The 21,093-nt window shown below is 71.5% G+C and carries 22 protein-coding genes and 1 tRNA gene; 8 read left to right on the top strand and 15 right to left on the bottom strand.

Annotated features, from left to right (window positions below; genetic code table 11):
• Positions 1 to 144: 144 nt before the first annotated feature.
• The gene (locus tag FB047_RS14960) at positions 145 to 738 is read left to right on the top strand and encodes a hypothetical protein (protein ID WP_136588002.1); all 594 of its coding nucleotides are present in this window, start codon (positions 145 to 147) and stop codon (positions 736 to 738) included.
• 222 nt (positions 739 to 960) lie between these two features.
• Here FB047_RS14960 and FB047_RS14955 read toward each other — a convergent pair whose 3' ends face one another.
• The 5 genes from FB047_RS14955 to FB047_RS14935 form a co-directional block, all read right to left on the bottom strand.
• The gene (locus FB047_RS14955; RefSeq protein ID WP_136588001.1) at positions 961 to 1,404 is read right to left on the bottom strand and encodes a heat shock protein transcriptional repressor HspR; all 444 of its coding nucleotides are present in this window, start codon (positions 1,402 to 1,404) and stop codon (positions 961 to 963) included.
• Positions 1,405 to 1,497: 93 nt separating this feature from the next.
• Positions 1,498 to 2,481, bottom strand: a complete 984-nt coding sequence (locus tag FB047_RS14950) for a DnaJ C-terminal domain-containing protein (protein ID WP_136588000.1) — start codon at positions 2,479 to 2,481, stop codon at positions 1,498 to 1,500.
• An 8-nt stretch (positions 2,482 to 2,489) separates the two neighbouring features.
• Entirely contained in the window at positions 2,490 to 3,095 is a 606-nt protein-coding gene (locus tag FB047_RS14945) for a nucleotide exchange factor GrpE (RefSeq protein ID WP_136587999.1), read from the bottom strand.
• Between the two features lie 9 nt (positions 3,096 to 3,104).
• On the bottom strand, positions 3,105 to 4,976 hold the full coding sequence (gene dnaK / locus FB047_RS14940; RefSeq protein WP_136587998.1) for a molecular chaperone DnaK: 1,872 nt from the start codon (positions 4,974 to 4,976) through the stop codon (positions 3,105 to 3,107).
• Between the two features lie 423 nt (positions 4,977 to 5,399).
• Positions 5,400 to 7,166: a DEAD/DEAH box helicase gene (locus tag FB047_RS14935; RefSeq protein ID WP_136587997.1), complete on the bottom strand. Its 1,767-nt coding sequence runs from the start codon at positions 7,164 to 7,166 to the stop codon at positions 5,400 to 5,402.
• A gap of 126 nt (positions 7,167 to 7,292) precedes the next feature.
• On the opposite strand from FB047_RS14935, the gene FB047_RS14930 reads away from it, so the two are divergent.
• Positions 7,293 to 8,663 (top strand): MFS transporter, encoded by a 1,371-nt coding sequence (locus FB047_RS14930; protein ID WP_136588097.1) that lies wholly within the window; start codon positions 7,293 to 7,295, stop codon positions 8,661 to 8,663.
• A gap of 34 nt (positions 8,664 to 8,697) precedes the next feature.
• Here FB047_RS14930 and FB047_RS17280 read toward each other — a convergent pair whose 3' ends face one another.
• Positions 8,698 to 9,204 (bottom strand): MarR family winged helix-turn-helix transcriptional regulator, encoded by a 507-nt coding sequence (locus tag FB047_RS17280; protein ID WP_136587996.1) that lies wholly within the window; start codon positions 9,202 to 9,204, stop codon positions 8,698 to 8,700.
• Between the two features lie 108 nt (positions 9,205 to 9,312).
• On the opposite strand from FB047_RS17280, the gene FB047_RS14920 reads away from it, so the two are divergent.
• Positions 9,313 to 10,143, top strand: coding sequence for a hypothetical protein (locus FB047_RS14920; protein WP_136587995.1), 831 nt, complete (start codon positions 9,313 to 9,315; stop codon positions 10,141 to 10,143).
• Positions 10,144 to 10,293: 150 nt separating this feature from the next.
• On the opposite strand, the gene dcd is transcribed toward FB047_RS14920, so the two are convergent.
• Positions 10,294 to 10,899 carry a dCTP deaminase gene (dcd, locus tag FB047_RS14915; protein WP_136587994.1) on the bottom strand — a complete coding sequence of 202 codons (606 nt, stop codon included), beginning with the start codon at positions 10,897 to 10,899 and terminating at the stop codon, positions 10,294 to 10,296.
• A gap of 197 nt (positions 10,900 to 11,096) precedes the next feature.
• Between dcd and FB047_RS14910 the strand changes: the two genes are divergently transcribed.
• From FB047_RS14910 to FB047_RS14900, 3 genes are all read left to right on the top strand, one after another.
• Positions 11,097 to 11,170, top strand: a tRNA-Gly gene (locus tag FB047_RS14910).
• Positions 11,171 to 11,388: 218 nt separating this feature from the next.
• Positions 11,389 to 11,949, top strand: coding sequence for a hypothetical protein (locus FB047_RS14905; protein WP_136587993.1), 561 nt, complete (start codon positions 11,389 to 11,391; stop codon positions 11,947 to 11,949).
• Between the two features lie 186 nt (positions 11,950 to 12,135).
• Positions 12,136 to 12,903 carry a hypothetical protein gene (locus tag FB047_RS14900; protein WP_136587992.1) on the top strand — a complete coding sequence of 256 codons (768 nt, stop codon included), beginning with the start codon at positions 12,136 to 12,138 and terminating at the stop codon, positions 12,901 to 12,903.
• Between the two features lie 19 nt (positions 12,904 to 12,922).
• On the opposite strand, the gene FB047_RS14895 is transcribed toward FB047_RS14900, so the two are convergent.
• The 3 genes from FB047_RS14895 to FB047_RS14885 all read right to left on the bottom strand — a co-directional run bounded on the left by FB047_RS14895 (position 12,923) and on the right by FB047_RS14885 (position 14,877).
• A complete protein-coding gene (locus FB047_RS14895; RefSeq protein WP_136587991.1) occupies positions 12,923 to 13,468 on the bottom strand; it encodes a cysteine hydrolase family protein in 546 nt (181 codons plus the stop codon).
• 75 nt (positions 13,469 to 13,543) lie between these two features.
• Positions 13,544 to 14,305 (bottom strand): SDR family NAD(P)-dependent oxidoreductase, encoded by a 762-nt coding sequence (locus tag FB047_RS14890; protein ID WP_167494258.1) that lies wholly within the window; start codon positions 14,303 to 14,305, stop codon positions 13,544 to 13,546.
• 209 nt (positions 14,306 to 14,514) lie between these two features.
• Entirely contained in the window at positions 14,515 to 14,877 is a 363-nt protein-coding gene (locus FB047_RS14885) for a hypothetical protein (RefSeq protein WP_136587990.1), read from the bottom strand.
• 111 nt (positions 14,878 to 14,988) lie between these two features.
• Here FB047_RS14885 and FB047_RS14880 point away from each other — a divergent pair, with 111 nt between their 5' ends.
• Positions 14,989 to 15,570, top strand: a complete 582-nt coding sequence (locus tag FB047_RS14880; RefSeq protein ID WP_136587989.1) for a YdeI/OmpD-associated family protein — start codon at positions 14,989 to 14,991, stop codon at positions 15,568 to 15,570.
• A 41-nt stretch (positions 15,571 to 15,611) separates the two neighbouring features.
• Complete coding sequence (locus tag FB047_RS14875) at positions 15,612 to 16,322, top strand: SGNH/GDSL hydrolase family protein (protein WP_136587988.1); 711 nt, start codon at positions 15,612 to 15,614, stop codon at positions 16,320 to 16,322.
• A gap of 175 nt (positions 16,323 to 16,497) precedes the next feature.
• On the opposite strand, the gene FB047_RS14870 is transcribed toward FB047_RS14875, so the two are convergent.
• The 5 genes from FB047_RS14870 to FB047_RS14850 form a co-directional block, all read right to left on the bottom strand.
• Positions 16,498 to 16,935, bottom strand: a complete 438-nt coding sequence (locus FB047_RS14870) for a BLUF domain-containing protein (protein ID WP_136587987.1) — start codon at positions 16,933 to 16,935, stop codon at positions 16,498 to 16,500.
• On the bottom strand, positions 16,932 to 17,213 hold the full coding sequence (locus FB047_RS14865) for a hypothetical protein (RefSeq protein WP_205823065.1): 282 nt from the start codon (positions 17,211 to 17,213) through the stop codon (positions 16,932 to 16,934). Before FB047_RS14865 ends, FB047_RS14870 begins: the two co-directional genes overlap by 4 nt.
• Positions 17,214 to 17,396: 183 nt before the next feature.
• A complete protein-coding gene (locus FB047_RS14860) occupies positions 17,397 to 17,786 on the bottom strand; it encodes an ester cyclase (protein ID WP_136587986.1) in 390 nt (129 codons plus the stop codon).
• 96 nt (positions 17,787 to 17,882) lie between these two features.
• Positions 17,883 to 19,466 (bottom strand): GMC oxidoreductase, encoded by a 1,584-nt coding sequence (locus FB047_RS14855; RefSeq protein ID WP_136587985.1) that lies wholly within the window; start codon positions 19,464 to 19,466, stop codon positions 17,883 to 17,885.
• Positions 19,467 to 19,487: 21 nt separating this feature from the next.
• Positions 19,488 to 20,981, bottom strand: a complete 1,494-nt coding sequence (locus tag FB047_RS14850; protein ID WP_136587984.1) for an MFS transporter — start codon at positions 20,979 to 20,981, stop codon at positions 19,488 to 19,490.
• Between the last annotated feature and the right edge of the window lie 112 nt (positions 20,982 to 21,093).

Raw genomic sequence — 21,093 nt, 5'->3', positions numbered from 1 at the left:
TCGAGCGCGGTCGCGATGACCGCAGATCTCAGCCTGGCACCGACCTCCGACATCGGCGACCCTTTCGCGCGTGGGAGCGTTCTCTGCTCGCGAACGCGGGCGGGCGGCATCCTGATGACGAACGCGGCTCGTAGGCTGTGGGGCATGTCCCGACTGCAGGCCGACGCCCCCGCCGACCTCTGGGTGCCGGTGACCGGCTCCCTCGGATTCCGCGGCCGACGCCACCGCAAGGCGGCGATCGGCATGCTGCTGAGCCAGGCGAATCAGGCGACCGGAGCCGCCCCGCGCCCCGGTGGCGGCGCGTTCGCGTGGATCCTCAGCCAGGCGGCCCCGCTGCTGATGAGGCGGGCCGCCGGACGCGTGCTCGTGTGGGTGTGGAAGAGCGACCCCGAGCTGCTCGTCGTGATGGCGCAGCTGCAGGAGGCGACTCCGCAGGCGCGCACCGCCCGCGCCATGATGCCGATGGAGTACGACGACACCGAGTCGTTCCGGAACCCCCACCTCGGCGTGGGCGAGAAGCTGGCGATGCCGCTGCCGAGCGACGCCAAGACCCCGCCGTTCGCCACCTACACCTGGGACACCGGCTCGCACTTCGTCACGGTGACCGCCGTGTGCTCGGATCGCGAGCGCTTCGGAACGGTGATCGGCGCGGTGGACGACGTCGCTCGCACGCTCCGCGTGGTCGACGACCTGCAGGTGGGCGAGTCGCCGACCGTGCTGCGGATCGATCCGGCCTGATCGCGCACCGGCCCACGTCAGAGGTGGCTGAGCCCGTCGAAGCCACCGAGCGTCCGCGGCATCCGGTCCCTTCGACGGGCTCAGGGACCTCGGCGACACGGGCGCCGCGCGGCATCCGGTCCGCCGACGAGCTCGGGGACCTCGACGATACGAGCGCTGCGCGGCATCCGATCCCTCCGACAGGCCCCAGGAATCGCGGCGATGCGCGGGCGAGCGCCCGTCTCAGTCGTCGTGCTCGAACGGACCGAGCGGACGCCACAGGACGACGTCGGTGGCCCGGCGCACGCGCGCGCCGTGGCGCAGCGTCACGACCGAACCGGTCGCGCCGGCCGCGAAGACGCGCGCACCGGGACGCGATTGCCGCTCGGCCGAGAGCTGACGCTCGAGGTCGTTGACCCGGCGGGCGAGCTCGTGCACGCGCTCCTCGAGAGCGAGCAGGCGCGCGATCGCGGGCAGGCTCATGCCCTCGCCCGACAGGCGCGCCACCTCGCGCAGTTGCTGCACGTGCCGACTCGAGTAGCGTCGCGATCCGCCCTGCGTGCGCGCGGGGACCACGAGACCGAGACGGTCGTACTGCCGCAGCGTCTGCGGGTGCATGTTCGACAGTTCCGCCGCGGCGGCGATGGCGAAGATCGGGGCGTCTTCGTCGATCTCTCTCTCGGACACGTCTTCACCTCTTCCGTCGTGCCGGTCGTGCGGCGCCGGGTTCTCGGCATCCTGTCTCATCGGATGCCGAGAACCGCGGCGACGCGCGTGTCTTTAGCGCGCTTTGGCCATGAGGTCGGCGCGGGGGTTCTCTTTCGGTTCGAGCGCCTGGAAGCGCTCGAGGGCTTCGCGAGCGGCGTCGTCGAGGTGGGCGGGAACGGCCACCTGCACCTCGGCGAGCAGATCGCCGGTGCCCTTGGCGGTCGAGATCCCGCGACCCTTGACGCGCAGCACGCGACCCGACGGCGTGCCGGGAGCGACGCGCAGTCGCACCGACTCACCGCCCAGCGTGGGCACCTCGATCGTGGCGCCGAGGGCGGCCTCGGTGAAGGTCACGGGGACCGTGACCCGCAGGTTGAGTCCGTCGCGGCTGAACACCGGGTGGGGACGCACGGCGACCGTCACGACGATGTCGCCGCTCTCGCCGCCGTCGGGGGACTTGCGTCCCCGACCCCGCAGACGGATCTTCTGCCCGTCCGAGACGCCGGCGGGGATCTTCACCTTGAAGGGGACGTTGTCCTCCCCCTGCAGGGTGATGGTCTCGCCCTTGGCCGCGGTGACGAAGTCGATCGTCGTGCGCGCGGTGACGTCGGCCCCGCGCTGGGGGCCGCCGAAGCCGCGGAATCCGCCCGTCGTCTGACCGAAGCGGCCGGAGCCGAAGCCCCCTCCGCCCTGCTGATCGAACATCGAGAAGAAGTCGTCGAAGCCGCCCTGCGGCTGGCCGCGACCCTGACCGAAGCGACTGAAGACGTCGTCGAAACCGCCGCCGCCTCCCGCTCCCGGCGCGGAGAAGCGCGCCCCCGAGCCCATGGCCCGGATCTGGTCGTACTCCTCGCGCTGCTCCGGATCGTTGAGGACCGAGTAGGCCTCGCTGATCTCTTTGAACTTCGCTTCGGCCTTCGCGTCGCCCGGGTTCGAGTCGGGGTGGTACTGGCGCGCGAGCTTGCGGTACGTCTTCTTCAGATCGGCAGCGCTGACGCTCTTGTCGACACCGAGGACCTTGTAGAAGTCCTTGTCGAACCAGTCCTGACTCGCCATGCGTCCTCCTATTCGGCCGGCACGGCCACGACGACCTTGGCCGGTCGCAGCTCGACCGATCCGAGGCGGTAGCCGACCTCGACGACCTCGAGGATCGTCGTCTCGGTCACGCCCGGGGTCGGGGCCTGGAAGATCGCCTCGTGCTGCTGCGGGTCGAACGCGTCGCCGACGGCGCCGTACGACACCACGCCGAGACGCTCGGCCACGGCCCGCACCTTGTCGCCGATCGCGGCGAGGGGGCTGCCCTCGACGAGGTCGCCGTGCTTGGCCGCGCGGTCGAGGTCGTCCATGACGGGGAGCAGGCCCTTCACGGCCTCGCCCTTCGCCCGCTCGATCTCGCGCTCGCGCTGCTCCTCGGTGCGCCGACGGTAGTTGGCGTACTCGGCCTGCAGACGCTTGAGGTCGATCAGCAGCGAGGCTTCGCGGTCGGAGCCGGCGTCTTCGGCTGCGGCCTCGGGCGTCTGCTCCGCGCCGAGGATGTCGTCGATGGTCAGGCCATCGGCATCCGGGGCCTGCTCTCCCGACGGCGCGGGGCCGGAGGTGTTCTCCTCCGGCCCCGTCTCGTCAGGACCGGCGCCCGAGCCCGTGGGCTGTTCGTCGTCCTTGTGTGCCATGTTCTCTGCTTACTTCTTCTCGTCGGGGTTCTCGTCGTCGACGACCTCGGCGTCGATGACGTCTTCCTCGGGGTTCGGCGTCTCGCCGTTGCCCGGCTGACCCACGTTCGGGTCGGCGGGCTCGCCCGCAGCCTGCGACGAGGCGTAGATCGCCTCACCGAGCTTGCCCTGGCTGGCGTTCAGCTTGTCGAACGCCGTCTTGACCGCGTCGTCGTCGTCGCCGGCGAGAGCCGTCTTGAGCGCGTCGACGTCGCCCTGCACCTCGGTCTTGACGTCCTCGGGCAGCTTGTCGTCGTTCTCCTTGATCAGCTTCTCGATCGAGTACGACAGGGTCTCGGCCTGGTTGCGGGTCTCGGCGGACTCGCGGCGCTTCTTGTCTTCGGCCGCATTCTCCTCGGCCTCGCGCACCATGCGCTCGATGTCTTCCTTGGGCAGCGACGAGCCGCCTGTGATGGTCATCGACTGCTCCTTGCCGGTGCCCTTGTCCTTGGCGGACACGTGCACGATGCCGTTGGCGTCGATGTCGAAGGTGACCTCGACCTGCGGGATGCCACGGGGGGCCGGGGCGATGCCGGTGAGCTCGAAGGTGCCGAGCGGCTTGTTGTCGCGGGTGAACTCGCGCTCGCCCTGGAAGACCTGGATCGCGACCGACGGCTGGTTGTCGTCGGCGGTGGTGAAGGTCTCGCTGCGCTTGGTCGGGATGGCCGTGTTGCGCTCGATGAGCTTGGTCATGATGCCGCCCTTGGTCTCGATACCGAGGCTCAGGGGGGTGACGTCGATGAGCAGGACGTCCTTGCGCTCGCCCTTGAGGACACCGGCCTGGAGGGCTGCGCCCACGGCCACGACCTCGTCGGGGTTCACGCCCTTGTTGGCGTCCTTACCGGTCTCCTTCTTGACCAGCTCGGCGACCGCGGGCATGCGGGTCGAGCCGCCGACGAGCACCACGTGCGCGATGTCGTCGACCTTGACGCCGGCCTCGCGGATGACGTCGGAGAAGGGCTTGCGGGTGCGGTCGAGGAGGTCCTTGGTGAGGTCCTCGAACTTGGCGCGGGTGAGGGTCTCGCTGAGCGAGACGGGGCCCGAGTCGGTGAGCGAAAGGTAGGGCAGGTTGACGGAGGTCGAGGTCGAGCTCGACAGCTCCTTCTTGGCCTGCTCGGCCGCTTCCTTCAGACGCTGCAGGGCGATCTTGTCGCCCGAGACGTCGACACCGGTCGTGTCCTTGAACTGCTTGATGAGGTAGTCGACGACGCGCTGGTCCCAGTCGTCTCCACCGAGGCGGTTGTCACCGGAGGTGGCGCGCACCTGGATGGTCGAGAAGTCGTCGTCCTTGCCCACCTCGAGCAGCGAGACGTCGAAGGTTCCGCCACCGAGGTCGAAGACCAGGATGAGCTCGTCTTCCTTGCCCTTGTCGAGGCCGTACGCGAGAGCGGCGGCGGTGGGCTCGTTGATGATGCGGAGCACGTTGAGGCCCGCGATCTCACCGGCCTCCTTGGTGGCCTGACGCTCGGCGTCGTTGAAGTAGGCGGGGACCGTGATGACCGCGTCGGTCACGCTGTCGCCCAGGTACTCCTCGGCGTCGCGCTTGAGCTTCTGCAGGATGCGGGCCGAGATCTCCTGCGGCGTCCACTTCTTGCCGTCGACGTCGAAGCTCCACGTGGTGCCCATGTGGCGCTTGACGCTCGAGATGGTGCGGTCGACGTTGGTGACGGCCTGGCGCTTGGCGGTCTCGCCGACGAGCACCTCGCCGTCCTTCGTGTAGGCGACGACCGAGGGGGTCGTGCGGAAACCCTCGGCGTTGGCGATGACCTTGGGCTCGCCACCCTCGAGCACGCTCACGACGGAGTTGGTCGTACCGAGGTCGATTCCCACTGCACGGGGCATATGTGTCTCCTTGCTTGTGAGCGCGGCCCTTGCCGCGCTCGGGGTTCTGATGAAAGTCTCTGCGCGGGTTGAGCCGCGATGACTCAAGGTTATCGAACCCCCGTCGGGAGGTCAAGGCGACTTGATATGAATTGGCTCAACTTCTGCACCCGACGCCGCCGCGGGTGCATCCCGTGACGCGATCGCACCGGGGCGCCGCCGCCGACGAGACCCACCGCCCCGCCACGGCGCCCGCACCGGGGCGCCGCGCATGCACCGGGGCGGCCGCCGAACACCCCGGTGCACGCAGCCCGCCCCGTTCCGGAGCTGCAGCACCCGGCATCCCCGCATCCCCGCCGCACACGACGACGCCCCCGCACCCTCAACGGGGCACGGGGGAGTCGAACGGATGCCGCGGACCCGGCGCGACGGCCGGGTGACGGCTCAGTCGCGGTCGCGGTCGCGGTCGAAGGAGCGGCGCTGCGGACGCTCGCTGCGCTTGGCCGAACGCCCGCCCTGGTCGAGGCGCAGGTCGATGAGCTGGCCCGAGATGCGGGTGTCGGCGAGGCGGTCGATCGTGTCGCGCGAGAGGTCGGCGGGCAGCTCGACGAGCGAGAAGTCCTGGCGGATCTGGATCGCGCCGAAGTCGTTGCGGCGCAGACCGCCCTCGTTCGCGAGCGCACCGACGATCTGTCGCGGCTCGACGCGCTGCCGGCGACCCACCGCGATGCGGTACGTGGCGAAGCGGCCCCCGCTGTTGCGACGATCGCCGCGGTCGCCACCCTCGCGCGGTTCGCGCGCGGAGCCGTCGCGGTCGCGATCGCGGTCGAAGCGCGGCTGCCGGATCGTCTCCTCCTCGAGCAGCAGCGGCGTGTCGCCCTGGGCCACCACGGCGAGCGCCGCGGCCACGTCGGCCTCGGGCACGTCGTGGTGCGCGACGTAGTGGGCGACGACGTCGCGGAACGTCGCGATCGCGGCGGTGTCCTCGAGGGCGGTGGTGATCGCGTCGTCGAAGCGGGTGAGGCGCGTGGCATTGACGTCGTCGACGCTCGGCAGCGACATCTCGGTGAGCGGCTGGCGCGTGGCCTTCTCGATCGCGGTGAGCATGCGGCGCTCCCGCGGGGTCACGAAGCTGATCGCGTCTCCCGTCCGGCCGGCGCGGCCGGTGCGACCGATGCGGTGCACGTACGACTCGGTGTCGATCGGAAGGTCGTAGTTGACGACGTGGCTGATGCGCTCGACGTCGAGACCGCGCGCCGCGACGTCAGTCGCGACGAGGATGTCGAGCTTTCCCGACTTGAGCTGGTTGACCGTGCGCTCGCGCTGCACCTGGGCGATGTCGCCGTTGATCGCGGCGGCGGTGTAGCCGCGGGCGCGCAGCTTCTCGGCGACGGTCTCGGTCTCGTTCTTCGTGCGGGTGAAGACGATCATGCCCTCGAAGTTCTCGACCTCGAGGATGCGCGTGAGCGCGTCGATCTTCTGCTGGTACGACACCACGAGGTAGCGCTGAGTGATGTTCGCGGAGGTCGTGGTCTTCGTCTTGACCGTGATCTCTTCGGGATCGTTGAGGTATTGCGCCGAGATGCGACGGATCTGCGCGGGCATGGTGGCCGAGAACAGGGCGACCTGCTTGGTCGAGGGCGTGTCGGCGAGGATGGTCTCGACGTCTTCGGCGAAGCCCATCTTGAGCATCTCGTCGGCTTCGTCGAGCACGAGGAACTTCAGCTCGCTGAGGTCGAGGGTGCCCTTGTCGAGGTGGTCCATGATGCGACCGGGCGTGCCGACGATCACGTCGACGCCGCGGCGCAGGGCCGACAGCTGCTGGCCGTAGCCCTGGCCGCCGTAGACGGGCAGCACCGAGACGCCCTTGATGTGGGCGGCGTACTTCTCGAACGCCTCGCACACCTGCAGCGCGAGCTCGCGGGTGGGGGCGAGCACGAGCGCCTGCGGGTTCTTGTGGCCGGTCTCCATCTGCGACAGCACGGGCAGCGCGAACGCGGCGGTCTTGCCGGTTCCGGTCTGGGCCAGGCCCACGACGTCGCGCCCCTGCAGCAGCACGGGGATGGTGGCCGCCTGGATGGCGGACGGAGTCTCGTAGCCCACGTCCTTCAGGGCCTTGAGCACGGCGGCATCCAGTCCCAGGTCGGCGAAGGTGAGCTTTTCGGGGGTGGTCTCAGCCTCAGCGGAGTCGACGGGGGTTTCGGATGCCATGACTCCACGGTAGTCTCCTGCGCGCTCCGCCGTGGGCCGGGGTCTAGCCTGAACCCGCGCGACGTCGCCGTCGCCGCGTCGTGCCGGGGCACCCGGCGTTCACCGAGAGGCCCTACCGTGACCGACATGTCCGCCCCCGGCACCGCTCCCGCCCCCGCCGTCGGCCGACGTCCCGTGCTGGCGTGGGCGCTCTGGGACTGGGGCTCGGCGGCCTTCAACGCCGTCGTCACGACCTTCGTCTTCAGCACCTACCTGGCGAGCTCGCTGTTCGTCGACCCCGCGATCGTCGCCGCCGCGGGAGGGGACGACAAGAATCCCGCGCTCGTCCGCGCGCTCGCCGACAACGCGAGCCTCGTGGGCGTCGCGCTCATGGTCGCGGGCATCGTCGTGGCGCTCGTGGCCCCCGTGCTCGGCCAGCGTTCCGACGGAACCGGTCGCCGCAAACTCTGGCTGGGCATCAACACCGGGGTCGTGGTGCTCGCCATGGCCGCGATGTTCTTCGTCGAGGGGACCCCGGCCTACCTGATCCTGGGGGCGACACTCCTGGCCGTCGGCAACGTGTTCTTCGAGTTCGCGAGCGTCAACTACTACGCGATGCTCACGCAGGTCTCCACGCGCGAGAACATCGGCCGCGTCTCGGGCTTCGGCTGGGGCATGGGGTACGTCGGCGGGATCGTGCTGCTGATGCTCCTGCTGGTGCTCTTCATCCAGAGCTTCTCGGATCCGGATGCCGGGGGCCTGCTCGCCGTGAGCAAGGACGGCGGTCTGAACATCCGGCTCGCGATCCTGGCATCCGCCCTCTGGTACGCGGTGTTCGCGATCCCGGTGCTGGTGCGCGTGCCCGAGATCCCGGCGCAGCGGCGTCAGGTGCGGGTGGGGTTCTTCCGCTCGTACGTGGTGCTGTGGGGGACGCTCCGCGCGCTCTGGCGCGACAGCCGGCAGGTGCTGCTGTTCCTCGTCGCGAGCGCCGTCTTCCGCGACGGCCTCACCGGCGTGTTCACGTTCGGGGCGATCATCGCGGCTCAGGTGTTCGGGTTCAGCGCGACCGCCGTGCTCTACTTCGCGGTCGCGGCGAACGTCGTCGCCGGCATCAGCACGTTCGTCGCCGGGCGCTTCGACGATCTGTTCGGCCCGAAGCGCGTGATCCTGGCATCCCTCATCTGCCTGATCGTCCTCGGCACGGCGATGCTGTTCATCGGCACCTCGCAGACGGGCTTCTGGATCGTGGGCCTCGGGCTCTGCGCCTTCGTCGGGCCCGTGCAGTCGGCGAGCCGCTCGTTCCTCGCGCGCGTGGCGCCGGAGGGACGCGAGGGCGAGATCTTCGGCCTCTATGCGACGACCGGTCGTGCGGTGTCGTTCCTCGCGCCGGGGCTGTTCGCCCTGTTCGTCGGGGTGACGGGCGACACGCGCCTGGGGATCCTCGGGATCGTGCTGATCCTGGCCGCGGGCCTGCTGCTCATGCTGCCGGTCAAGACGAAGGCGGCCGTGATCCACTGAGTCGCCGGGGCGCTGCCGTCGGCGCTGCGTCGGATCAGTCGCTCGGCCAGGCGTCGGCGAACTTCGCCAGCAGGCGGGAGAACTCGGCGCGCTCGGCGTCGGTGAATCCCTCGAGGGCGGAGCGCACGGCATCCCGTCGGCGCCCCCGGAATCCCGAGACGAGCCCCTCCCCCGCGGGCGTCAAGCGCACGCGCGTGCGGCGGGCGTCGTCGGGATCGGTCTCGCGCGCGACGAGTCCCATCTGCTCGGCCTGCTGCACCAGGCGCGAGGCGCGGGGCTGATCCACGCCGACGGCCTCGGCGATCTCGCTGACCGACATCGGGCCGGATGCAGCGACCAGAGCATCGAGCAGACGCAGGCGCGCGGGACCTCCGAAGCGCCCCTGCCCGGGATCGGCCCACGGCGGAGCGCCGCGCCCCCAGGGTCCTCCGCCGCGTCCGTGCGGGTGGTGGTGCGCGTCGGGCGGGAACGGCGGTCGCGGGCGACGACCCCGGATCCGTGCGAGGGCCGCGGCGATCTCGTCGGCGGGGTCGGAGGCCATGCCCCGACTTTACATGTCTCTTGACAAGCATTCGGAATACATGTCACAGTACATCCGTTGTCACATGACATGTAATGGCGGAACGTCCGCCGACGAAAGGACTTCGCAATGAACACCTCCACACCTCTGGACCCCCGCAGCCTCGCCCAACGCCTCACGACGGTCGGCCACGCGCTGCACCACCGCCTGTTCGCGCAGCTGCGCGACGGCGACCTGCACCCCAAGACCGTCTTCCTGCTGCGCGCCATCGACGGCCGCGTCGACGCCCCTTGGGTCGCCGCGCGCCTCGCCCGCGGCGGGAAGCGGGTCTCCGCCCTGGCCGACCGCGGATGGATCACCTCCACCGACGACGGCTGGACGCTCACCGACGAGGGCCGCGCGGTCCTCGATCGAGCGGATGCCGCCCGCGCGGCGCTCCTCGCGGACGTTCCGGCCGAGGAGCTCGAACGTCTGACCGCCGCGCTGGACGCCGTCTCGGCGGCGCTCGGCCTCGACGAGACCGACGGCGATCCCCGTGGCGCCTTCGGCCCCGCGGCACGCGGCGCCGGTCACGGCTTCGGGCCCTTCGGACGCGGCTTCGGACCGGGCAGGCGCGGCTTCGGTCCTCGCTTCGGCGCCGAGGCGCACGCGTTCGGACCGGGCGAGCGGGGCGGCGAGCACGGCCACGGCGTCGGCCACGAGCGCGGCTTCGCGCGCGGCGAGGCGGGGCGCGGAGATGCTCCGGCCCACGACCCTCGCGATCGCGCGGGCCGCGGGTGCGCCCCGGCCCAGGACGGCGCCGGACAAGAGCGCGGCCACCACCGCGGACACCGCCCCGGCGACCGCCACGCGGCGCAGCGCGCCTACGAACGCGGCTTCGACGCCGGTTTCAGTCGCGGGCGCGCGTCAGCGGCATCCGCTGAGACGCCCGCAGCCGGCGAGGCGTCTGCCACCGAGTGATCATCGAGAAACGCTCCCTGTGTCGAGGAACGCGTGCTCACCGCGTTTCCGAGCAGGGATCGCGTTCCTCGGCGCACTCGACGCCGCAGGCACCCTCCGAGCCGACGAACGAACAGCCCCGCCGAGGTCCTCTCGACGGGGCTGTTCGCGTCAGCGACCGGCCGAGCCGGCGTCGGTCGTGCCGACGTCGGTGCGGTGGAAGTTGAGCGCCGAGCGGGACGCGGTCGGGCCGCGCTGGCCCTGGTAGCGGTTGCCGTAGGGACCGGAGCCGTAGGGGCTCTCGGCGGGCGAGGTCAGGCGGAAGTAGCAGACCTGTCCGATCTTCATGCCCGGCCACAGTTTGATCGGCAGGGTGGCGACGTTCGAGAGCTCGAGGGTCACGTGGCCCGAGAAACCGGGGTCGATGAACCCCGCGGTGGAGTGGGTCAGCAGACCGAGGCGCCCCAGCGACGACTTGCCCTCGAGACGCGCGGCGACGTCGTCGGGGAGGGTGACGCGCTCGAACGTCGATCCGAGCGCGAATTCGCCCGGGTGGAGAATGAACGGCTCGTCGGGCTCGACCTCGATGAGGCGCGTGAGCTCGGGCTGATCCTCGGCGGGATCGATGAACGGGTACTTGTGATTGTCGAACAGACGGAAGTACCGGTCGAGACGCACGTCGACGCTCGAGGGCTGCACCATCGCGGGGTCGTAGGGATCGAGGCCGAGGCGGCCGTCGTCGAGGTGGGCCCGGATGTCGCGATCGGAGAGCAGCACGGGATCAGCCTAGAGCGTGGGCGTCGCCGCGGCCGGGCCGTCGGCGGAGTGCCCGACGGCATCGAGCCCGCTCGGTTTTCCACACGACGCAGGCGATACCTCGCGGACAGATACGTCCTCGGCGATCGCACACGTCCCGACCCGAGCGGATGCCACCGAAGACGCTGTTATGCTGGCCGGGTCGCCGCGAGGCGCACGGGGCTGTAGTTCAATGGCAGAACTTCTGCTTCCCAAGCAGACAGCGCGGGTTCGATTCCCGTCAGCCCCTCCAATGCCCTCACGGGCGGCCGCAGGCCGCGCGGGAGGGCATTCGTGTTGCCGTGAAGCGAAGCCCTCGCCGCTGGAGGCTCCGCGCGCTGCGCAGCAGCTGCCCGACGGGCCTCGGCCGGCTGCCGCTACGGTGAGGACCATGGGGATCGCAGCGGGTCAGCCCGGCGTGTGCGCCACGCGGCGAGTGCCGGGCCCGCGGACGTGGACGACGTGGCGAGGGTGAGCACACCGTCGCGCGCGGCGACGATCGCGCTGACCTGCGGCATCCTCGTCCTGCTTCCCGTCCTGATCGGCGGCGTGTACCTGTGGGCTCGACACCAGTATCAGAACCCGTATCCGGAGGTGGACGGCGTGCTCTGGCGTCAGGTGGCATCGGTGGAGGATCCATTGGATGCTTCCCTCTACCGGACCGACGCCCCGAGCATCCCGGCCTACGTCGATGCGCTGAACGGAGTGCGATGGGATGGGACTCCCGACGGCGCTGATGCCATCGACCTGTCACATCCGACGCTGGTCGTTCACGACGTCGAGGAAACCCCGGAAACCGTCTCTTTCCGCGTCTTCATTTCGTCGGGTACCCGGGTGGCCCCATCCGGAGAAGGGTTCCGCTGGCCCGGGGAGCCGGAGGCATTCTTCACGTGCTACGACGTGGAGGTGTCGTTCCCCTCGTCCGGCGCGCCCAGCGTCGGGCGAGATCGTAACGTCCCCTGCCCCGCTCCCCTGACGGACCGGATGCCATCGGGGGCGGTCTACATGAAGCCGTCGACTTTCGATGGGTAGGGCGCCGGGCTCAGCCGGTTCGCCACGTTCCACGCGGCTCGACCTGCGGACGCAGATTGTGCTCGTGCGTTCTGCTCGGATGACCTTCGGCATCGCTCGTCTCGGAGCCCCGACTCGCCGCCGTGAGAACCCCGGCCCCACGGAGCCGGCCACCGTGCCCCGCCCCTGATGCGGCAGGGTGGGACCATGCTGACCGACGCCGAGCAGGAGGAACGGACGCTCCTGTACGGGCGCGTCTACGGCCCGGGCGCCCTCCCCGACGACGCCCTCGTGCGGCGGCTGCGCGAGCTCGAGGAGCGAGCGCGGACGCCCCCGGCGCGACCCGAGCCGGAGCCGAAGGCGGGGCGATCGCCGGAGCCGGAAGCCGGCTCTGCTCCGCCCGCGGCGACCCCGGTCCCGAACGGAGGGAGCGGCGGACAGGAGATCGACGGCCCGCCGGACGACGACCCCGACGCGAGACCGACGTGGCGTCGCCGGCTCGCGCTCGACGGTCCCCGCCGCACCGCCGTTCTCCCGGTCATCGCCGCGGTCGTGGGCTTGGTCGGCGGGGCGCTCCTCGGGGCGACCTTCACCCCTCCGACCGCGGGCGGCGACATCCCCGAGCTGTCGTATGCGGCGACGGGCGAGGACAGGCTGCCGTTCCCCGACGACGCCGGCCTGCTCGATCCCGCGTCGGTGCGCTTCATCGCCAGCACCGACAACGGCCTCATCTACGTGGGACGCCAGCGCAACGTCCCCGACGAGGTCTGCCTCGCCGTCGTGTTCTCGAGCGTGGCCGACGCCGCGACGGCCCAGTGCGGCGCGTTCGACGTCACCGCGCAGGTGGATCCGAACACGTGGGTCGTGATCGGCGAACCGTCCTCGGCGAAGATGAACGACATCCTCCCCAGCCGGTTCGACACGCGTCAGCTGTCGGAGAGCGTGCGTCTCTACGAGCTGCGGGATCGGTCCTGAGGGCGGCCCGCGCCCCGCGTCACGAGGCGCCCGTCACCTCGGCGCTCGTCACGACCTCCGCGCCCGCCCCGCCCAGCGCGGCGAGGAACGCGGCGTGCACGGCCTCGCCGGCCACCTCGACGCCGCCGTGGGAGAGGTCGGGAGCGGCGCAGGCGTCGTCGACCACCGTCACGGCATAGCCGAGATCGAGGGCGGCGCGGACGGTGGCATCCACGCACATGCTCGTCATCATGCCGACCACCAGCAGGTTCTCGGCGCCGAGGGCGCGGAGACGCTCGTGCAGGTCGGTGCCGACGAACGCGTTAGGAGCGTGCTTCACGATCACGCTCTCCCCCGCCTCGGGGGCGACGCGCGCGTCGATCTCGGCGCCGTCCGTGTCGACCTCGAGGAAGCCGCCGCCGGCCGGGCTCTCGTGCCGCACGTGGATGACGGGAGCCCCCTGCTCCCGCTGGCGCGCCAGCACGCGCGCGGCGGCGTCGGCCGCGGCATCCGGGCCCACCAGCGGATGGCGGCCGCCGGGGAAGTAGTCGCGTTGGATGTCGATGATCACGAGCACGGGAGGCATGACCCGAGTATCGCCCCGCGGCGGCGGGGGCGGCGAGGGGTTGCTCCGATCGCGTGACGCGGATCGCGGGGACGCTCAGCTGCGCAGGTGCGACGCCCCGTTCAGATCGAGGATGGCGCCCGACGCCCACTGCGAGCGCGGCGAGCTGAGGTACACCACGGCATCCGCCACCTCTTCGACGGTCGCGACGCGACCGAACGGACTCTGGTCGCGGATGCCATCGCCCTCCGCTCCCGACAGCTTCTGCTGCTGCCGGTCGGTGCCCACGAAGCCCGGCGCGACACTCGCGACGGCGATCCCGTGCGGGGCGAGGGCGACCGCGAGGGATTGCCCCATCGCGTGCAGTCCCGCCTTCGCCGCGCCGTAGGCGGGGAACTCCGGCTCGCCGCGGAACGCGCCGCGCGAGCCCACGTTCACGATCGCCCCGGGCAGACCGCGATCGATCAGCGAACGCGCGACGAGGAAGGTCATGTTCGCGGGAGCGCGCAGGTCGACGTCGACCATGCGCTCCCAGATGCGCTGCCAGGTGTCGTAGTCCACGGTGGCGACGGGATGCGAGGTCTCGGGGTTCGGGGCGATCGCGGCGTTGTTCACGAGCACGTCGATCCGCCCGAACTCCTCCAGCACGTCGCCGACGACGCGCTCCGCGACCGCCGGGTCGGACAGGTCGCCGCCGACGAGGACGTGCCCCTCACCGTGCAGGAGGGAGAGGGTGTGCGCGGCGGCATCCTGATCGGATCCGTAGTGCACGGCGACGCGGTCGCCCCGCTCGCTGAGGGCCACGGCGATGGCCCGGCCGATTCCGCGGGAGGCTCCGGTCACGAGGGAGTGCAGCATGCCTTCCATCCTGGAGGATGCCGAGCGTCCGGGCGCCACGCGCGAAACGGCGGTGTCGCCCGGACTGTCCGGGGCTCGCACACCGGGACGATGACCGGTCGCATCCGGTGTGGAGGGCCCACGCTACGACCGCGCGGGTGGGCCGAGGTGGGCTTGACGAGCTCCCCCCGCGAGTGCGGGGGGGTCCGCACGCGGAAGGATGCCGATGCTCAGGCGCGGGTGAAACCGTCGAGGTCGGGGTCCCAGAACGCGTCGGGGTTGTCGGTGTCGATCGTCTGCTCGTGCGCGATCGCGGGGGCCTGCGGGAAGCGCTTGTGCTGCCGCAGCTCCTCGGCCGCCCACGAGAAGTCGGGCTCATCGCCGGTCCAGTCGTGCGCGGGTGCGCTGAGCACGTCGTTGCCGACGCCGATCACCAGTTCGGCCTCGTCGGTGCTCCCGGACGCGGTGACGATGGGGATGCTGACCGCCTCGGCCTGGCCGTCGGCGGCGATCGACGCGGTGAGCTGGACGAGCGCCTCCGCCACGTCATCGGTCGTGGTCACGGTCTCGCCGGCGTACGTCACACATCGCATTCCCTCATCGTGGAGGGAGGCGCGGTCGCGGAGGGCCCGCTTGCCCCGAGGCCTCCCGATCGGATAGGGCGTCGCCTGTGCGATGTCGGCGGTCGGCGCTAGCGTCGACGCATGGCCGAGGCACCCGAACTGACCGTCGCCGACGTCGCCGCGTGGCGCGCCTGGCTCGACGCCCACGAAGACGGCAGCGACGGGGTCTGGCTGGTGCTGGCGAAGAAGGGCACGACGGCTCCCACCACGCTCACATACGCCGAAGCCCTCGACGAGGCGCTCTGCAGCGGATGGATCGACGGCAGGAAGCAGTCGAGGGATGCCGCGACCTTCCGCCAGCACTTCACCCCGCGTCGGGCGAGGTCGATGTGGTCGGCCCGCAACGTCGACATCGTCGCGCGCCTGACGGCGGAGGGCCGCATGCGTCCTCGCGGCGCGGACGAGATCGCTCGGGCGCAGGCCGACGGCCGGTGGGACCGGGCCTACGCGGGGTCGGCCACGATCGACGTCCCGCCCGACCTGCAGGAGGCGTTGGATGCCGCTCCGGCGGCGGCCCGCGCGTTCGCCGCGCTGTCGAAGACCGACCGCTACTCCGTGCTGCACCCGGTGGTCACGGCGAGCACCCCCGCCGCGCGGGCGGCGCGGATCGCCCGCCACGTCGCGCGACTGGCAGGAGAAGACAGCAGCGGCCCGCCCCGATGACGACGACCCCGGGGCCCTCCGCGCCGGGCGACAATGGGCGGATGCGCCCCCGGACGATCCTGGCCGCCGTCGTCGCGGCATCCGTCACCGCCCTCGCCGGCTGCGCGCCCGCCGCCCCGGCATCCCCCTCCCCCGGGAGCGCCGGTGCGGGTGCGACCGACGACCGCCCGGTCGTGTCGTTCTACGGCGACTCGTACACGCGCGGCACGGGTGCGAGTTCGATCGACGCACGGTGGTCGACGATCATCTCGGTCGAGCGCGGGTGGAACGAGTTCAACCGCAGCGCCGACGGCCTCGGCTTCGTCAATCGGCGCGCGAGCATGCGCGACGGCCTCGACGACATCCCCGCCCTCGTGATCGCCGACGATCCAGACATCGTGTTCGTCACGATGGGCTTGAACGACAACTTCAGCTACGACGACCGCGCCGATGCGATCCACCGCACGATCGACAGCGACCTCGACCGCCTGCGCGCGGGCCTGCCGGAGGCGCGGATCGTGGTCGTCGAACCGTTCTGGTACACCGACGAGCGTCCCGCCTCGGTCGACGTCATCGCCGGATGGGTCGAGGACGCCGCGGAGCGCATCGGCGCCGACCACATCGAGGGCGCGAGCCACTGGCTCGACGGGCATTACGCTGACTCCCCCGACAGCTGGATGGCGGCCGACGGGCTGCACCCGAACGACACCGGCTACGCGTACATGGCGGAGCGGATGGATGCCGCGCTCCGCGCCCTCGACCCGCCGCTCTGAGCCGCGGAGGTCGGGGCGCGAGAGCCACGCCCCGCGCGCCGGGATGCGCCTCGATCCGACGTCGTCGGCCCCGCGCACCCGCACCGGGGGCAAGAAGGCGCCACGGCCAGGGTCACCCGCGCCGCAGGCCGGAAGACGCCCCGAATCAGCGTCCCGGGGCGGCTCCCACCGAAGGTCAGGCGGGGGTCGCCGTGCGCGCGCGGAACCACACGGTCAGCTCGCGTACGGCGCGGATGCTCGCGTCGTCGTCGTCGGACTCGAGGTCGTCGAACGTGTCGCGGAACCCCTCGGGCGCCGGTGTCGCGGGCACGCCGATGGGTTCGTAGCCCATCGTCCACTCCTCGAAGCGGCGCTCATCGATCTGCTCGCGCAGCAGCACGCGCACCTCGTCGTGCCGCGGGTCGCGGCGGATCTTCGCCATGAGCGCGTCCACGGCATCGGCCGGCCCCTCGAGCACCTGGAAGAAGCGGCCGCGACGGTACAGCAGCATTCCCGACAGATCGTGCTCGTGGTTCGCGCGGCGGCTCTGCGCGAGGAGCGCGGCGAGGCGTTCGTCGTCGAAGGGTTCGACCGCGCGGCTGACGTACGAGACGGCGGTGAGCGGCTCGCTCATGCGGCACCTCCATCGATGCGGCGCGGCGCCGGCACCCGCACCTGCTCGAGCGTGATGACCTCGTCGTGCGGGGGCTGACCGTTGGTCACGGCCGCCATGGCCGCGGTGAGGGTGCGGAAACTCCCCACGACGCGCGAGGTCCCGTCGAATGCGACGTAGCCGCCGTCGGGCTGCCGGTCGATGTAGCCGAGGAAGACGCCCTTGCGGCTGCCGACGTGGAAGCCCTCTTCGACGCGGGCCCATACGACTCCGGCGCCGGGCCGGTCGGGAGACATCATGCTCACCGTTCCTTTCACCCGGATGGAACACGGGCACGAGTGACCGTACCCGCGGGGTCCGACACCGGGCCGCCCTTGACAGATCGCGCACGCAGACCCATGTGTACGCAGCGATCTGCCCGATTCGGAGGCCTGCCGGGGCTTTCTCCCGGCATCCCGCATCCCGTCGGCGCGAGCGGGAGATCAGGCGATCGCGGCGCGGATCTGCGCGGCGTCGTCGGTTCCGACCGCCTCCGTGATGAGGCCGCGCTCGACGCGGTACATCGCGAACGACGCGATGTTGACGCGTCGCCGGGTGGGCGCGACGTGGGCGAAGGGGCCGGTGTGCGCCCCGCCGGCACGCAGGTGGACGGCGAGACGGTCGTCTTCGACGAGGATCTGGATGCGCTTGACCTGCCAGTCGGGGAAGCCGTGCAGCAGCTCGGCGTAGTCGGCGATCCAGGCCTCCGCGCCCGCGGGCAGGTGCGCCCGCCGCACGGCCGGGTGCAGGAAGCCGCGCACCCTCTCGACGTCGTGACGGTTGAGCGCCTCGAGGAAGTCGGCGAACCACTCCCGCATCTCCCACGGCTCCATCGGTCCATTATCGCCAGCGCGTGCGACTCCGGCACTGTGCGTGACTCGCCGGTTCTTGTCGCTCCGGCGGGCCGGAAGGCGACGAGAACCGGCGAGTCACGCGTCGGCGACGCCGGTGCGGAGATCGTCGGCCAGCCGCCGCGCGCCGCGCACCGCGATCGCGACGCTCGTGAGCGTCGGGTTCATCGTGTTGGCAGTGGGGATGAGCGCGTTCCCGCCCACCACGAGGTTGTCAAACCCCCACACGCGCGAGAAGGGATCGGCGACCGACGTCGCGGGGTCGGTGCCCGCGCGCATCGTCCCCATGAAGTGCAGGCTCGAGCCGTTGGGCAGAAGCCGGGGCTCGGCGATGAAGGTGCCGAGGGCCTGGCCGGCGCGGCGCAGACGCGCGGTGGCCTCGGCGATCTCGGCGTTCTCGCGCTCGGTGAGGGCGTACTCGATCGTGAAGTTCGGCATGCCGCGGTAGTCGAGCTCGTCGTCGCTGAAGACGGCGCCGTCCTCGACGCGGGGGAACTTGCGCGTTCCGAAGCCCATGTTCACGTACCCCCACCGGTTGTCGGAAGCGGGGTGATCGACCGGGAGGGGGAACGGCGGCGTCTCGGCGTACATGATCTGCGCCGAGTACGGGTGGTCGGGCTCGGAGAACGGGATGCGGTTGACCGCGGCGACCGGGTCGGCCGGGTTCGTGGCGCGGCGGGCGAGCTCGGCCTCGAGCTCGTCCTCCGAGACGAGCGCGCTCATGCGATCGGCATCCAGCGCGACCGTGCTGATGACGACGTGATGCTCGGTCAGGTACCGACCGAGGGGAGCGGGACGGATGCCGGAGGCCCAGAGCAGCTGCGGAGAACGGAAGGCGTCGGCGGCGACCACGACGGCATCCGCCTCGACGAACGCCTCCTCGCGGGTGCGCAGGTCTTCGACGACCACGCCCCGCACGCGCGCGCCGTCGTGCTCGATGCGGCGGACGAGGGTGAGATCGCGCAGCTCGAAGCGCGCGGCGGTGTCCGTGCCCGGCTCGATGAGGGGTCCGAGCACGGTGTCGGCCCCGGCCCAGCGCATGGTGCCGTCGGGCTGCGGGTCACCCGCCACCGGCAGCGTGCTCACGCCGTAGCCCTCAGGCAGTTCATCGGCGAACTCCCGGTCGAGCAGGGTGCGGATGGCCGCCCCGACGGGCGAGTCCGAGAACGCCGCGCTCTGCTTGTGCAGCAGGCCCTCGGCGGTCGAGACGAGGTCTTCCCACTCGTCGTCGCCGATGAAGTCGAGCTTCTCGCTGAACGCCGGTCGGGGGATCGCGCAGGTCCAGTGCGCTCCCTGCCCGCCGACGTTCGTCGCGGCCGCGGCGGCGGGGAAGTCCGCCGCGTGCGCGGAGCCCTCGCCGCCGAAGTCGAGCAGGTGCGTGCCCCCGCGCGCGGTGAACATGCCCTCGACGACCGCCCCGGCCAGGATGCCGAGGGAGTCGCGGTACTGCCCGGCCTGGGGCCCCTGCGACATCTCGCGGGCGCGCGCCTTCTCGTCGGGGTCGGTGAGATTGCGCACGCTCTCGCCCGGACGCGGGGTCACCTGGGGGCCGGCCTCGAACATGATCACGCGGGCCTCGGGCAGCGCCTCGAGCAGCAGCCGAGCGTAGGTCGAGCCGATGGGTCCGCTGCCGACGACGGCGATGGTGGGGGCGACGGTCATGGTCTCTCCTTCGAGGGGCGTTCAGGCGCTCTGGCGAGCGGGGACGGATGCCGCGGGCGCGGGCGTCTCGTCGGAGAGACGCGCGGCGGGCAGCAGCAGCGCGATCGCGACGCCACAGGCGTACACGACGGCGAGGCCGAGGAAGACGGGCGCGAAGGCGTCGTGGTAGACCGTGCCGATCTGCTCCTGCACGGCCGGCGCCGCCGCTCGGGCCGCGCCGGGCGTGAGGGTCGCGGCATCCACTCCCGCGGGAAGACCCGCGGCCACCGCGACGCCGATGATCCCGCCGACCACCGCGGTGCCGACGGCGGCCCCGATCTGCCGGACGAGGTTGGTCGTCGCGGTAACCGCCCCGAGGTCGTCGCGCGAGGCGGCGCTCTGCACGACCGCGAAGATGAGGTTCGTGAAGGCCCCCGTGCCGATGCCGACCGCGGCCATCACGATCATCGGCACCCACAGCGGCATCCCCGCCGGCAGCAGGCCCATCGCGGTCAGCCCCAGGGCGGCGAGCGCGGTGCCCGCCACGGGGTACAGGCGGTAGCGACCCGAGCGGCTGACGAGCCACCCGGTCAGCAGGCTGCTGACGAGCATGCCGAGCACGGTCGCGATCGGCACGAGGCCCGAGACCGTCGCGGTGGTGCGGTACGCCATCTGCACGTAGGTCGGAACGTAGGCGACCACCGAGAACAGTCCCGCTCCCACGACGAGCGAGAGCCCGAGGCAGACGAGGATCGTGCGGTCACGTAGGATCCGCGGGGGAAGGATCGGGGCGGCCGCGCGACGTTCGATCGCGACGAGGGCCAGGATGCCGACGACCGCCGTCGCGGCGCACGCGATCGCCGCGGGGCGCAGCGCGTCGTCGCCCGCCCACGTGACCGCGAGGATGAGCGCCAGCAGCGAGCCGGTGAAGACGAGCGAGCCCGGCACGTCGAACCGCGGGTGCGCTCCGCCGGGGAGCTTCGGCACCGCCGCGACGACGAGCACGAGGGCGACGAGGCCCACCGGCAGGTTGATCCAGAACACCCAGGGCCAGCTCGCGTAGTCGGTGATGACGCCGCCGACGACCGGCCCGACGACGATCGCGACGGGGAAGGCCGCGCCGATGACCGCCATGTAGCGCGGGCGCTGACGCGGGCTGGTCACGCGGGCGATGATCGTCTGCGACATCAGCTGGAGTCCGGCCGAGCCGAGCCCCTGCACGACGCGGGCGGCGATGAGCCATCCGAGGTCGGGCGCGAATCCGCACGCGAGCGAGGCGGCGAGGAAAAGCACGAGCGAGACGAGGAACACCCGGCGGGGACCGACGACGTCGCCGAGCTTGCCGAGGACGGGCAGCATCACGGTGGCGGCGAGGGTGTAGCCGACCATGATCCAGCTCATGTGGGCGAGGGCACCGAGGTCGCCGGCGATCGTGGCGAGCGAGGTCGAGACGATCGTGTGGTCGAGGGCGCCGAGGAACGAGACCGCCAGCAGGGCGGCGACGAGCACGCGCAGGCGCGCGGGGGAGAGAGTCATGCGTGGGGCGCCCGTACGACCGGGCGATCGACGCGACCGTGTGTGCCGCTCCGGCTCCCTCACCGGGCGAACGGACCCCTGGGGCCCCGACGTCACGTCCAGCATACCCGAC

Source organism: Microbacterium hydrothermale (assembly GCF_004854025.1).
Lineage (GTDB): Bacteria > Actinomycetota > Actinomycetes > Actinomycetales > Microbacteriaceae > Microbacterium > Microbacterium hydrothermale.
Note: the sequence above shows the minus strand (reverse complement) of the source record. Positions and strands in the feature narration are given on the sequence as shown.